Here is a 13,019-nt window from a genome sequence, read left to right on the forward strand (position 1 = left end):
ATGGGCATCGACAGCCCCGACGCCGGCCAGGTCCAGTACGCCAAGGACTGCCAGGTAGGCTACCTAGAGCAGGAAACCAACCTCGAGCACAAGGACACCACCATCCTCGCCGAGGTCATGGCCGCTGCCAAGGAAATCCGCCGCATGGGCGAGCGCGCCAACGAGCTGCAGGCTCAGATCACCGAGCTCTCCGAACAGGGCAAAGACGTCGATGCGCTCCTTAACGAGTACGGCCAGGTCCAGGACCGCTTTGAGCACCTGGGTGGCTACGAGCTCGAGAGCAACGCGCGCAAAATCCTGTCCGGCCTGGGCTTTAAGGTCACCGACTTTGAGCGCCCGTGCTCCGAGTTCTCTGGCGGCTGGCAGATGCGCATCGCGCTTGCCAAGCTCTTCCTGCGCCACCCCGACCTGCTGCTTCTGGACGAGCCCACCAACCACCTGGACCTCGAGAGCGTCCAATGGCTGCGCGGCTTTATCGCCAACTACGACGGCGCCGTCCTCATCGTCAGCCACGACCGCGCCTTCATGGACGCCTGCGTCGACCATGTCGCCGCTCTCGAAAACCGCCGCGTGACCACCTACACCGGCAACTACAGTAGCTACCTCAAGCAGCGCGAGGACAACCTGGAGCAGATGCGTGCCAAGCGCGCCGCCCAGGAGCGCGACATCGCCCACATGCAGGTCTTCGTTGACAAGTTCCGCTACAAGCCCACCAAGGCCGCCCAGGCCCAAGAGCGCATCCGCAAGATCGAGCAGATCAAAAAGGAGCTTGTCATCCTGCCCGAGGGTCACAAGCACATCGACTTTAAGTTCCCCGACCCACCGCGCTCCGGCGACATGGTCGTGGGCTTGGAAGGCGTCTCCAAGTCCTACGGCGACAAGCACATCTACAGCGACATCGACCTCAAACTCTACCGCGGCGAGCATGTGGCACTCGTCGGCCCTAACGGCGCCGGCAAGTCCACCCTCATGAAGATCCTCGCCGGCCTGGAGCCGCCCACCACCGGCACCCGCGACCTGGGAACCAACGTCGGCGTCGCCTACTATGCCCAGCACGCGCTCGAAGGCATGACCGAGTCCAACACCGTCCTGCAAGAGATCGACACCGTCACACCCAAGTGGACCGTGCCGCAACAGCGTAGCCTGCTGGGCGCCTTCCTGTTTAGCGACAACGACTCCATCGAGAAGCAGGTCCGCGTCCTCTCCGGTGGCGAAAAGGCGCGGCTAGCGCTCGCCAAGATGCTCGTGGCCCCCGAGGCGCTCCTGTGCCTGGACGAGCCCACCAACCACCTGGACATCGACTCGGTGGACATGCTCGAGAACGCCCTGCAAAACTTCCCCGGTACCATTGTGCTGATCAGCCACGACGAGCACCTGGTACGCGCCGTGGCCAACCGCATCATCGACATCCGCGATGGTAAGGTCACGGTCTACGACGGCGACTACGACTACTACCTCTACAAGCGCGAGGACCTCGCAGCCCGCGCCGCCGTCGAAGCAGCAGGGGAGAGTACGCCGGCCGCGACCAAGTCCGCTAAGGTCACCGCAGCCCAGCCCGATACGCCCGCCGCTGCTTCCAAGCCTGCCGAGGGCAAAAAGACCAAGGAGCAAAAGCGCGCCGAGGCCCAGGCCCGCGCTGCGCTCAACAAAAAGCTCAAGGGCGTGCGCAACCAGCTCAAGAAGATCGAGGCTGAGCTCGACAAAAAACGCGCCCGCTATGACGAGCTTATGGAATTGATGGCCAGCGAAGAGCTTTATGCCGATCAGGACAAGTTCAACGCCGCGCTGGGGGAATATAACGGCCTTAAGCAAGAGCTGCCCAAGCTCGAGGACGAATGGCTGGAGCTTTCCACCCAGATCGAAGAGGAGACCGCGCGTGAACTCTCGTAAGGCCGCTGCCGTGGCGATGAGCATCATCGCCATCGCCTGTCGCATCTGCGGCATTTTTATGAGCGCGATGACCGTGCTGCTGTGCTTTAGCGGCCTCACCGCCAAGCTGCAGATCGTCGGCTTTGTCGTTGAGCTTTCGCGCGCGCTGCCGAGCGTCATCGCCGGCTACGGCGTCATCACGTCGCCATTTGGCGGCGTGTTCCGCCTGGATTACGCCATCGTCGCCGTGATCCTGTTTGTGATCGACTACCTGCTCACGCGCGCCTCGCGTCGCGTCCGCTAGGGGAGCGCCATGTCCAGCAGCTACCTCATGAACCTGCTCGCCAGCGCCGTCGCCGTCATCGTGGGCATCGTGATCCACGAGAGCGCACACGCCGCCGCGGCCTGGGCGCTCGGCGACAAGACGGCCCGTTCGCGCGGCCGTGTGTCGCTCAACCCGCTTAACCATATCGACCCGTTTGGCACCATCATCCTGCCGCTGCTCATGCTTGCCGCCGGCGGCCCGGTGTTCGCCTTCGCCAAGCCCGTGCCCGTGTACCTCAACAACCTCAAACACCCCAAGCGTGACGAGGTTCTGGTGAGCGTGGCCGGCCCCGCATCGAATATCGCGCTCGCGTGCCTCGCTGCCGCCCTCATGCACGCGGCATATGGCAGCCTCTACACCAGCATGTCCTTTGCCGTGGCGTCCCAGATCATGAACTTCGGCGCCACGTTCATCGTAGTCAACCTGTCGCTCGCGTTCTTCAACCTCATCCCGATCCCGCCGCTCGATGGCTCATCGGTCATCGTGCCCTTCCTCAAGGGCAAGGCGCTCAACAACTATTACCGTCTGCAGCAATACGCCATGCCCATCCTCATCATTGTGCTGTACCTGCTGCCTATGTGGACCGGTATCGATGTGATCGGCCGCTATTTCGACGTTACCGTGTATCCGCTGGCCGAATGGCTGCTCAACTTCGCAATCGCCGGCATCTAAGGTAAACTTACAGGTCGACCGCGCAAAACGGTCGCAACATACACCCAAACCGCGCCGAGAAGGCGCCGTCAAAGGAGGTCGAAGATGTCGTATCGTGTGTCGACGCAGGTCTACAGCGGACCGTTCGACCTGCTGCTGCAGCTGGTAACCCGCCAAAAAGTTGATATCGGCGCCATCTCGATCAGCGAGGTGGCCGAGCAATACCTGGCCGAGGCCGAGCGCATCGAGGCGCTGGACCTAGACGTGGCGAGCGACTTTTTGCTGGTCGCAGCAACCCTTTTGGACATTAAGGCCGCCTCGCTGGTGCCGCAGGAGACCCCGCGTAAAATCGATGACGACGATGACGGGTTCGACGAAGACCTCGAGGAGCTCAGCACGCTCGACGGCGACGCCCTGCGCGAGGTCCTGATCCAGCGTCTGATTGCCTACAAGCAGTTTAAAGGCGCGGCTGCGGCCCTCGGTACCCGCATGCAGGCCGAAAGCCGCATGCACCCGCGTGTGGCCGGCCCCGATCCCGAGTTCTTGGGCCTAATGCCCGACTATCTGGCCGGCATTACCCTGCGCGGCCTGGCCGTCATCTGTGCCGACCTGGACGGCAAGCGCCAGACCTTCCTACTGGAAGCCGAGCACGTGGCGCCGCATCGCGTGCCGCTCGACCTGACTGTGGCCTCAGTCGACCGCTTTACCATGACACACCAAACCTGCACCTTCCGCGAGCTGTTGGACGGCGACGCCACCACCGAGCAGCTCGTCGTCACCTTCCTGGCCATGCTGGAGCTCGCCAAGCGCGGCTCGCTCACGCTGAGCCAGGACGAGATCTTCGGAACCATTCAAATCAACCGCGTCGAGGGCGCCGAGGCCTACGTGCCCGGCGAGGGCCCCGAGCTCACCGAATAGGAGCGGCAACCATGTCAACCCTTTCCACGCTGGAGGCAAACAGCCTCAAAGGCGCACTCGAGGCGCTGCTGCTAGTGTCGAGCGACCCGGTGAGTGCGCCCGCGCTCGCCGGCGCACTGGATATCGCCCCCGGCGAGTGCGCATCGCTGCTCGCCGAGCTCAAGGTTGAGTACGAGGAGGCCAACCGTGGCTTTCAGCTGCGTGAGGTCGCCGGCGGCTGGCGCCTGTTTACGCACCCCGCCTACCACGACGTGGTCGAGGCCTATGTGCTGAGCTGGGACACGCAAAAGCTGTCGCAGGCCGCGCTCGAAACACTGGCAGTCATCGCATACCACCAGCCCGTGACGCGCGAGGTGGTCAAGGGCATCCGCGGCGTCAATTCCGACGGCGTCATCGCGTCGCTCGTGGACAAAGGTCTGGTGCGCGAGCTCGGCCGCGACCCCCAGCGCGGTCAGGCCATCATCTACGGCACGACCAACGCCTTCTTGGAACAGTTCGGTCTGCGCTCCGCCCGCGACCTGCCCGACCTGGAGCAGTTTGCCCCCGACGAGCAGTCGCGTCAGTTTATCCGCGAGCGTCTGAGCGGCCGCAGCATTCAGTCCACGCTCGAGGAGCAGGCCGAGGACCTGGACGAAGAGCGCGAACTGCTCGATACCGATGTTGAAGATGTTGAGGTGGTCGAGGACTTGGAAACCCTGGTCGTCGACGAGACCTCGGAGGTTATGCATGACGAGGACTAACGAAGTAGGGGAGACGCGCGCCACGGGCAACGCAGTACCCGCAACCGACGCTCAGCCCGTCTATCCGCACACCATGCGCCTGCAGCGCTTTTTGGCGCGCGCAGGCGTGGCGAGCCGCCGCGGGTCGGAGGACCTGATGACCGCTGGCCGTGTGACCGTCAACGGCCAGGTCGCGACCGAGCTGGGCACCAAGGTCGATGTCGACCGCGACCATATCGAGGTCGACGGCATGCCCGTCAAGCTCAACCAGGGCGCCGTGTACTTGATGCTCTACAAGCCGACCGGCTACCTCACCACCATGAGCGACCCGCAGGAGCGTGCTTGCGTGGCCGACCTGGTCCCCCGCGACCGCTTTCCGGGGCTCTTCCCGGTGGGCCGCCTGGACCGCGACACCACGGGCCTTTTGCTCTTTACTACCGACGGCGACCTGTCGCAGGATCTGCTGCACCCCAGCAAGCACGTCTACAAGACCTACCAGGCACTCGTGGACGGGCAGCTGACCGACCGCGATCTAGACCCGCTCCGCCGTGGCATCGAGCTCGACGACGGCCTGTGCCAGCCGGCAATCTGCCGCGTCATCACCGCACGCGAGGCCGAGGCCGTGGCACCGCAAGGTGTGAAGCCCGGTACCACCGCCGTGGAGGTCATTATCCGCGAGGGCCGCAAAAATCAGGTCAAGCGCATGCTAAGCAAGATCCACCACCCGGTGATTCGTCTGCACCGCTGCAACTTTGCCGGCCTGGAGCTCAAGGACGTGGCCAAGGGCTCGTGGCGCGAGCTCACCGACCGCGAGGTGCAGATCCTCAAAAGCGGCGGCATCCCGCCCAAGCAGGCGAGCGCCAAGCGCAACGGCGGCAAGCCCCAAGACACGCCCGCCAGCCGCACGCGTCACCACGGCAGCCACGGCTCCGCACCCAAGCGCAACACCTACCGCGAGCGCTACACGGGCTAGGCAACCCGCCGTGCCCCAGCGCCCACGAACCATACCAGCACGTCAACCATCGAAAGGAAGCATTGCATGATCGTCGCCATCGACGGCCCCGCCGGTTCCGGCAAATCCACCATCGCCAAGGAGATCGCCCGCCAGCTGGGCTTTAACAAGCTCGACACGGGCGCCATGTATCGCGCCGTCACGTTCGCCGCGCTCGACCGCGGCATCGACCTGGACGACGAGGCGGCCATCGACGCCCTCGCCGAGCAGATCGAGATTCGCTTTACCAACGGCACCGGCGAGGACACGCGCCTGACCATTGACGGCCAGGACGCTTCGGCCGCCATCCGTACCCCGCAGGTCGACGCCAACGTATCCAAGGTCTCGGCCTACCCGGGCGTGCGCGCCGCCATGCTCATTCACCAGCGCCGCGCCGCCGAGGACCGCGATATCGTGGCCGAGGGTCGCGACATCGGTACCGTCGTATTCCCCAACGCGCAAGTAAAGATCTTCCTGACCGCTGACCCGCGCGAGCGCGCCCGCCGCCGCGTGCTGCAGCGTCACCAAAACGACGCCCAGCCGCTTACTGCCGAGCAGCTCGAGGCCGAGGTCGACGAGACTCTCGACGCCCTTAAGCAGCGCGACAAGCTTGACAGCAGCCGCGAGGTCGCGCCGCTCGTGCCCGCCGAGGACGCCGTGCACGTCGACTCCACCGCCCACACCATCGACGAGGTCGTCCGCATTATCGAGGACCTCATCAACCAAAGGAGGTAGCCCATGCGCCTGTTTAAGCAGACGCCCGAGGATTATTACAACGCTCCTTATGCAGAGTTCCCAGCGCTCATCCGCTGCACCGTCGTCGTAGTCATGGCCATCCTTTGGGCCTTCTCCAAGCTCATGTGGCGCTGGAAGGTCGAGGACGCCGATCTTCTGTTTGAGCGCCAGGAAGGCCGCGGCAGCGTGGTCATCTGCAACCACACCTCGATGGCCGAGCTCTTGGCCGTGGAGACGGCGCTGTTCTTTGGGGGCCGCCGCATTCGTCCCATCTTTAAGTCAGAGTTCGCTAAGAGCAAGATCGTGCGCTGGGCCTTTAGTCGCGTTGGCGGCATCCCCGTGGAGCGTGGTACTGCCGATATGAAGTGCCTGCGCGCCGCTCAGCATGCGCTGCAGCGCGGCGAGGACGTCCTAATCTTCCCCGAGGGCACGCGCATCCGCTCGCGCGAGATCAAGCCCGAGGTCCACGGCGGCTTTGCGCTCATCGCCCAGATGGGCAAGGCACCCGTCAACCCGCTCGCCATCTGCGGCTGGTCCGACATCACGCCCGCGGGCAAAAAGATCATGCGTCCCAAGAAGTGCTGGATCCGCGCCGGCAAGGCCGTCTCGCTTTCCGACGCACCGGCCGGGCTTAAGCGCACGGAGCGCCTGGAATGGTTTGAGTCCGAGGCCATGAACCGCGTCTACGCCATGCGAGACGATCTATGCGCCGAGCATCCGGGCAGGTTCTAACCATGAACGAGAACGTAACGAACACCGCCGCGACTACGTCCGACCAGGCAACCGCGCCCACCATCGAGATCGCCGCCCACGCCGGCACTTGCTACGGCGTACAGCGTGCGCTCGATATGGCGCTAGCCGCCGCGCCGCAGGTAGGGGAGAGCGTTCAGGTCCACACACTGGGTCCGCTCATCCATAACCCCATCGTGGTACGCGAGCTCGCCGAGGCAGGCGTCGGTCTGGCCGACACCTTGGACGACGCCGCATCGGGCACCGTGATCATCCGCGCCCACGGCGTGGTGCCGCAGGTCATCGATGCCGCTCGCGAGCGTGGCCTTAACGTCGTCGACGCCACCTGCCCCTACGTGAAGAAAGTCCATGTGGCGGCCGAGCGCCTGGTACGCGAGGGCTACAGCGTGGTAGTCGTGGGCGAGCCGGGCCACCCCGAAGTCGAGGGCATCCTGGGCCACGCCGGCAATGATGCGCGGGTCGTGAGCTGTGCCGCCGATGCGGACGCGCTGCCGCTCAAGGGCAAGGTGGGCCTCGTCGTGCAGACCACCCAGACCGCGCAGAACCTCGCCGAGGTCGTGGCCGCTATCACCCCGCGCGTGCAGGAGCTTCGTGTGATCAACACCATCTGCGCCGCCACGAGTGAGCGTCAACAGGCAGCAGCCACACTTGCCAACCGCTGCGACTGCATGGTCGTGGTGGGCGGCAAGAACTCGGGCAACACCCGCCGCCTGGCGCAGATTTGCGCAGACGCCTGCGAGCGCACGTATCACATCGAGGAAGCTTCCGAGCTCCAGGCCGCGTGGTTTACCGACGCTCACCACATCGGCATCACCGCCGGAGCCTCCACCCCGCAAGAACACATCGAGCGCGCCGTAACGCGCATCAAGGAGCTTTGCCGCTAATCATGGACCAGACCGTACCCGCATACGCCGCCGAGGTGGCCGATTACGGGCGCAGCCGCGACCCCGAGCCGGGTGAGGGCGCGCTCGTAAAGAACGTGCGTCCCGAATCGCCCGCGTGGGATGTGGGTATCGAGCCGGGCATGCGCGTACTTACGGTCAACGGCGAGCAGCTTACCGATATGATCGTGTGGCTCTGGGAGGCCGACGACGATACCGTCGACCTCGAGGTTTTCGACCCGCGCGACAACAGCGTCACCCCCGTCGAGCTCGACCGCTTCCCGGGCGAGGACTGGGGCCTGGAGTTCGACGGCCCCATCTTTGACGGCATGCGTACCTGTGTGAACGCCTGCGTGTTCTGCTTTATGACCATGCTGCCCAAGGGCGGCCGCTCCACGCTCTACATCCGCGACGACGACTATCGCCTGAGCTTTTTGCAGGGCAACTTCGTCACGCTCACGAACCTCACCGACGAGGACGTGCGAAACGTCATCGAGCGTAACATGAGCCCCATGAACGTGTCGGTCCACGCCGTAAGCCCCGATGTGCGCCGCCGTATGATGGGCCGCAACGCCCAGCGCGGCATGGATGTGCTCGAGGCCATCATGGCCGCCGGCATAGAGATTCACGCGCAGATCGTGTTGTGCCCCGGCATGAACGACGGCGAGGAGCTGGAAAAGACTCTGCGCTTTTGCGAGGATCACGAGCAGATCACGAGCCTGGGCATTGTGCCGCTCGGTTTTACCAAGCACCAAAACCGTTTTAGCTGGTCCTACAGCGACAAACCCGAGCTAGCGCGCGAGACCATCGCCATGATCCGACCATTCCAGGACCGCGCCTACGAGCGCTTTGGCCGCCACACCTTCCAGATGAGCGACGAGTTCTATCTGGACGCCGGCATCGATCCTCCCGAGGCAGACTTTTACGACGGTTACCCGCAGTACTACGACGGCATTGGCATGATCCGCTCGTATCTGGACGAGACCGACGACGTGCTTGCCGCCGACGCCGAACGTCTGGCCCATGTCCGCGATGCCATCGCCGCTCGCAGCCAGCACCTGCTGTGCCTCTCGGGCGCCAGCGCACGCGACACCGTGGCCCGCTTTGTGGAGTCGCCCCAGGGACTCTCCGGCACTGTCACGGCCATCAAGAACCGCTACTTTGGCGGCAACGTGGACGTGACCGGCCTCATCGTCGCGTGTGACATTCTGGAGCAGCTGCCCCAAGACCTGTCGGGGGTTATGCTCTTTGTGCCTAAGCTCATGTTCAACGCTGACGGCATGACGCTTGACGAGTATCATCGTGACGATTTACTCGCAAGCCTTACCAGTCGCGGCGCCGAGGTTCATGTGGTGTCGACCATGCCGCATGAGCTGCTCGATACCCTGGAGCGCATCCTGGGCATTGTGCCCGCAGACTCTAACACTTCCACTGACCCTACCCATTAAAGGAGAGCAGATGAAACCTATCGTCGCCGTCGTCGGACGCCCCAACGTGGGCAAGTCCACGCTCGTTAACCGCCTGGCCCAGACCTCGGACGCCATCGTCCACGAGTCCCGCGGCGTCACGCGCGACCGCTCGTATCACACGGCCGATTGGAACGGCCGCGAGTTCACCATCGTCGACACGGGCGGTATCGAGCCGCTCAAGAGCGACGATGTCTTTGCCACGTCCATCCGCGACCAGGCGCTCGCCGCCGCCGAGGAAGCCGCCGTCATCCTGTTTGTGGTCGACGGCCGCACCGGCGTCACCGAGGAGGACGAGTCGGTCGCCCGCATGCTCAAGCGCTGCGACAAGCCGGTCTTTCTGCTGGTGAACAAGCTCGACAACCCCGATCGCGAGAACGACAGCATCTGGGAGTTCTATTCGCTCGGCATCGGCGAGCCCACGCCGCTCTCGGCCCTGCATGGCCACGGCACGGGCGACCTGCTCGATGATATCGTGGCCCTGCTTCCGGAGGAAGAGGACGAGGTCGCCGATGAGTTCCCCGACGCGCTGAACGTCGCCATCATCGGCCGCCCCAACGCCGGTAAGTCATCGCTGTTCAACCGCATCCTGGGCGCCGACCGTTCTATCGTGTCCAACATCGCTGGCACCACGCGCGACGCCATCGACACCGTCGTGGAGCGCAACGGCAAGCATTACCGCATGGTCGACACCGCGGGCATTCGCAAAAAGAGCACCGTGTACGAGAACATCGAGTACTACTCCATGGTCCGCGGCCTGCGTGCCATCGACCGCGCCGACGTGGCGCTGCTCGTCGTCGACGCCTCCGTGGGCGTCACCGAGCAGGATCAGAAGGTCATGGGCTTGGCCATCGAGCGCGGCTGCGCCATCGTGGTGCTGCTCAACAAGTGGGACCTGCTCGACGACGACCGTAAGCGCGAGGCCTGCATGGAGACCGTCGACCGCCGTCTGGGCGTCATGGCCCCTTGGGCCCAGTACCTGCGCATCTCAGCCCTGACCGGCCGTAGCGTCGAGAAGATCTGGTCGATGGTCGACGCGGCCGAAAAGACGCGCTCGCAAAAGATCAGTACCTCACGCCTCAACACGTTCCTCACCGACCTGCGCGAGTTCGGTCATACCGTGGTGGACGGCAAGCGCCGCCTGCGTATGCACTACGTGACCCAGACGGGCGTCAACCCGCCGACGTTCACGTTCTTCGTCAACCACAGTGACCTGGTCAACGACACCTACCAGCGCTACGTGGAGAACCGCATGCGCTCGACCTTCGACTTTGCCGGCACGCCCATTCGACTCTTCTTTAGGAAGAAGGAGCAAAAGGATGCATAATCCGATTCTTCTGACCGCCATCTGCGCCGTGGTCTCGTTCTTTATCGGGGCGATTCCGTTTGGTCTGATCCTGGGCCGCATGTTCAACCACACGGACATTCGTAAGGCGGGCTCCGGCAACATCGGCACCACCAACGCCCTGCGCGTGGCCGGCCCCAAGGTGGCCGCGCTCACGCTGCTGCTCGACTGCCTTAAGGGCGCCATCTGCGTCCTTATCGCGCGTCCGCTCATTGCCGACTTGGGCTATGGCTTCCCCGTGAGCATTATGGCCCCCGGTGCCGCCGGCGACTGGATGCTCGGCGTCATCTGCCTGGCAGCCGTGTGGGGCCATATCTTCTCGCCCTACCTCAACTTCCATGGCGGCAAGGGCATCGCAGTTGGTCTGGGCGTCATCCTCGCCTGGTACTGGCCCATCGGACTTTCGCTGCTGGGCATGTTTATCGTGGCCGTCGCCATCACCAAGTTTGTGTCGGTGGGCTCGCTTGCCGCGGCCATCGGTCTTCCCATCGCTGCCTGCGCGGTCTTTCCGTACAGCAGCCTCGGACTTAAGTTTTGCATGGCGCTGATCGGCATTACTGTGGTGTGGGCTCATCGTGCGAACATCAAAAAGCTCATGACGGGTAAGGAGTCCAAGCTCTCGTTTACCAAGCGCGTCACCGAGCCCGACGATAAGTAGGAGAGAGTCATGAATGTTGCGCTGATTGGCTCCGGCTCCTGGGGAACCGCCGTCGCGGGCCTTGCCGCCGCGCGGGCCGAGCGCGTGACCATGTGGGCCCACAGCGAGCAGACGGCCTCCGGCATTAACGGCGAGCACCGCAACCCCCGCTACCTTGTGGGCTACAAGCTGCCCGGCAACGTCGTCGCCACGACGGACCTGGCGCAGGCGCTCGACGGCGCCGAGGCCATCATCTTTGCCGTTCCTTCGACGCACCTTCGCAGCGTGTGCCACCAGGCCGCTCCCTTTATCGCCGCCGATACCCCGGCGCTCTGCCTCACCAAGGGCATTGAGCCCGAGTCCGGCCTGCTCATGAGCGAGGTCATCGCCAGCGAGATCGGCAACGAGTCGCGCGTGGCGGCGCTCTCGGGCCCCAACCATGCTGAGGAAATCTGCCGCGGCGGGCTCTCTGCCGCCGTTATCGCCAGCGAGGATCCGCAGGTAGGGGAGACCTTTAAGGAGCTCCTGCTGTCCACGGCCTTCCGCATCTACCTGTCGCAGGATATGACCGGCGTCGAGGTATGCGGCGCCATGAAGAACGTTATCGCCATCGTGTGCGGCATCTCCGCCGGCTCGGGCGCGGGCGACAACACGCTTGCCCTCATCATGACGCGCGGCCTGGCCGAGATCAGCCGCCTAGTGCACGCCCGCGGCGGCCAGGCCATGACCTGCATGGGGCTTGCCGGCATGGGCGACCTTATCGCTACCTGCACCTCGGAGCATTCGCGCAACCGCACCTTTGGCTACGAGTTCGCCCATGGCGTGTCGCTCGACGAGTACCAGACGCGCACGCATATGGTGGTGGAGGGCGCCGTCGCGGCCCGCAGTGTGAGCGAGCTCGCCCGTTCACTGGGCGTAGACATTCCGCTCACCTTTGCCGTAGAGCAAACGCTCTACAACGGTGTTACTTTGGATAGGGCGCTCGAGATCCTTACCGACCGCGTCCCCTCTCAAGAGTTCTACGGACTCAACGACTAGCGCAGAAAGGCTACTACCATGGGTTCCATCAAAATCGCTCCCTCTGTCCTTTCGGCCGACATGGCCAACCTCAAGGGCGAGCTCGACAAGATCGCCGGCGCCGACTACGTGCACTTTGACGTTATGGACGGTCACTTTACCGGCAATCTCACCTTTGGCGTCGATATCCTCAAGGCGGTCAAGCGCTCCACCGACGTGCCGGTCGACGCGCACCTGATGGTGTCGAACCCCGACGAGACCGTCGATTGGTACGCCGATGCCGGTGCCGATATGATCACCGTGCACTACGAGGCCTCCACGCACCTGCACCGCACGCTCACGCATCTGCAGCAGCGCGGCGTCAAGGCCGGCGTGGTGCTCAACCCCGCCACGCCCGTCTGCGTGCTCGAAAGCATCATCGACGTTGTCGACATGGTGCTGCTCATGAGCGTGAACCCCGGCTTTGGCGGCCAGAGCTTTATCCCCGGTACCATCGCCAAGCTACACGAGCTCAAAGCCATGTGCGAGCGTCACGGCGTTTCGCCCCTCATCGAGGTCGACGGCGGTATTTCTTCCAAGAACATCGCCGAGGTCGTCAAGGCCGGCGCCAACGTGCTCGTAGCCGGTTCCGCCGTATTTAAGTCCGAAGATCCCGCTGCCGAGGTTGCGCTGCTGCAGAAGCTGGGCAACGAGGCCGCACAGGAGGCATAAACCC

Annotated in this window: 14 protein-coding genes; all 14 read left to right on the top strand. The window is 64.1% G+C overall.

Features of this window, described 5'->3' with window-relative positions; genetic code table 11:
* The coding region (locus DW870_RS07990) for an ABC-F family ATP-binding cassette domain-containing protein (RefSeq protein ID WP_233547408.1) at positions 1 to 1,890 on the top strand (1,890 nt) is incomplete at its 5' end.
* Positions 1,877 to 2,173 carry a hypothetical protein gene (locus tag DW870_RS07995; protein ID WP_233547409.1) on the top strand — a complete coding sequence of 99 codons (297 nt, stop codon included), beginning with the start codon at positions 1,877 to 1,879 and terminating at the stop codon, positions 2,171 to 2,173. The genes DW870_RS07990 and DW870_RS07995, both read left to right, overlap by 14 nt.
* A gap of 9 nt (positions 2,174 to 2,182) precedes the next feature.
* The gene (locus DW870_RS08000; protein WP_117877356.1) at positions 2,183 to 2,866 is read left to right on the top strand and encodes a site-2 protease family protein; all 684 of its coding nucleotides are present in this window, start codon (positions 2,183 to 2,185) and stop codon (positions 2,864 to 2,866) included.
* 84 nt (positions 2,867 to 2,950) lie between these two features.
* A complete protein-coding gene (locus DW870_RS08005) occupies positions 2,951 to 3,763 on the top strand; it encodes a ScpA family protein (protein WP_117877358.1) in 813 nt (270 codons plus the stop codon).
* A gap of 11 nt (positions 3,764 to 3,774) precedes the next feature.
* Positions 3,775 to 4,503 carry an SMC-Scp complex subunit ScpB gene (gene scpB / locus DW870_RS08010; protein ID WP_117877360.1) on the top strand — a complete coding sequence of 243 codons (729 nt, stop codon included), beginning with the start codon at positions 3,775 to 3,777 and terminating at the stop codon, positions 4,501 to 4,503.
* On the top strand, positions 4,490 to 5,455 hold the full coding sequence (locus DW870_RS08015) for a pseudouridine synthase (RefSeq protein WP_117877362.1): 966 nt from the start codon (positions 4,490 to 4,492) through the stop codon (positions 5,453 to 5,455). Before scpB ends, DW870_RS08015 begins: the two co-directional genes overlap by 14 nt.
* Before the next feature lie 66 nt (positions 5,456 to 5,521).
* Positions 5,522 to 6,208, top strand: a complete 687-nt coding sequence (gene cmk, locus DW870_RS08020; RefSeq protein ID WP_117877364.1) for a (d)CMP kinase — start codon at positions 5,522 to 5,524, stop codon at positions 6,206 to 6,208.
* A gap of 3 nt (positions 6,209 to 6,211) precedes the next feature.
* Positions 6,212 to 6,940: a lysophospholipid acyltransferase family protein gene (locus DW870_RS08025; protein WP_117877366.1), complete on the top strand. Its 729-nt coding sequence runs from the start codon at positions 6,212 to 6,214 to the stop codon at positions 6,938 to 6,940.
* A 2-nt stretch (positions 6,941 to 6,942) separates the two neighbouring features.
* On the top strand, positions 6,943 to 7,842 hold the full coding sequence (locus tag DW870_RS08030) for a 4-hydroxy-3-methylbut-2-enyl diphosphate reductase (protein WP_117877368.1): 900 nt from the start codon (positions 6,943 to 6,945) through the stop codon (positions 7,840 to 7,842).
* A gap of 2 nt (positions 7,843 to 7,844) precedes the next feature.
* Positions 7,845 to 9,287, top strand: coding sequence for a DUF512 domain-containing protein (locus tag DW870_RS08035; RefSeq protein WP_117877370.1), 1,443 nt, complete (start codon positions 7,845 to 7,847; stop codon positions 9,285 to 9,287).
* Positions 9,288 to 9,297: 10 nt separating this feature from the next.
* Positions 9,298 to 10,632 carry a ribosome biogenesis GTPase Der gene (gene der, locus DW870_RS08040; protein WP_117769693.1) on the top strand — a complete coding sequence of 445 codons (1,335 nt, stop codon included), beginning with the start codon at positions 9,298 to 9,300 and terminating at the stop codon, positions 10,630 to 10,632.
* Entirely contained in the window at positions 10,625 to 11,308 is a 684-nt protein-coding gene (plsY, locus tag DW870_RS08045; RefSeq protein ID WP_117877372.1) for a glycerol-3-phosphate 1-O-acyltransferase PlsY, read from the top strand. Before der ends, plsY begins: the two co-directional genes overlap by 8 nt.
* A 9-nt stretch (positions 11,309 to 11,317) precedes the next feature.
* Positions 11,318 to 12,325, top strand: a complete 1,008-nt coding sequence (locus DW870_RS08050; RefSeq protein WP_117877374.1) for an NAD(P)H-dependent glycerol-3-phosphate dehydrogenase — start codon at positions 11,318 to 11,320, stop codon at positions 12,323 to 12,325.
* Between the two features lie 18 nt (positions 12,326 to 12,343).
* Positions 12,344 to 13,015 (top strand): ribulose-phosphate 3-epimerase, encoded by a 672-nt coding sequence (gene rpe, locus DW870_RS08055; protein ID WP_022095090.1) that lies wholly within the window; start codon positions 12,344 to 12,346, stop codon positions 13,013 to 13,015.
* Positions 13,016 to 13,019 lie beyond the last annotated feature (4 nt).

The sequence above is a fragment of the Collinsella sp. AM38-1BH genome, assembly GCF_003467545.1.
GTDB lineage: Bacteria > Actinomycetota > Coriobacteriia > Coriobacteriales > Coriobacteriaceae > Collinsella.

Coding starts and splice junctions, on each gene's coding strand:
- scpB (WP_117877360.1), top strand. CDS start 3,775: ATGTCAACCCTTTCCACGCTGGAGGCAAACAGCCTCAAAGGCGCACTC.
- plsY (WP_117877372.1), top strand. CDS start 10,625: ATGCATAATCCGATTCTTCTGACCGCCATCTGCGCCGTGGTCTCGTTC.
- der (WP_117769693.1), top strand. CDS start 9,298: ATGAAACCTATCGTCGCCGTCGTCGGACGCCCCAACGTGGGCAAGTCC.
- rpe (WP_022095090.1), top strand. CDS start 12,344: ATGGGTTCCATCAAAATCGCTCCCTCTGTCCTTTCGGCCGACATGGCC.
- DW870_RS08015 (WP_117877362.1), top strand. CDS start 4,490: ATGACGAGGACTAACGAAGTAGGGGAGACGCGCGCCACGGGCAACGCA.
- cmk (WP_117877364.1), top strand. CDS start 5,522: ATGATCGTCGCCATCGACGGCCCCGCCGGTTCCGGCAAATCCACCATC.
- DW870_RS08025 (WP_117877366.1), top strand. CDS start 6,212: ATGCGCCTGTTTAAGCAGACGCCCGAGGATTATTACAACGCTCCTTAT.
- DW870_RS08000 (WP_117877356.1), top strand. CDS start 2,183: ATGTCCAGCAGCTACCTCATGAACCTGCTCGCCAGCGCCGTCGCCGTC.
- DW870_RS08030 (WP_117877368.1), top strand. CDS start 6,943: ATGAACGAGAACGTAACGAACACCGCCGCGACTACGTCCGACCAGGCA.
- DW870_RS08050 (WP_117877374.1), top strand. CDS start 11,318: ATGAATGTTGCGCTGATTGGCTCCGGCTCCTGGGGAACCGCCGTCGCG.
- DW870_RS08005 (WP_117877358.1), top strand. CDS start 2,951: ATGTCGTATCGTGTGTCGACGCAGGTCTACAGCGGACCGTTCGACCTG.
- DW870_RS08035 (WP_117877370.1), top strand. CDS start 7,845: ATGGACCAGACCGTACCCGCATACGCCGCCGAGGTGGCCGATTACGGG.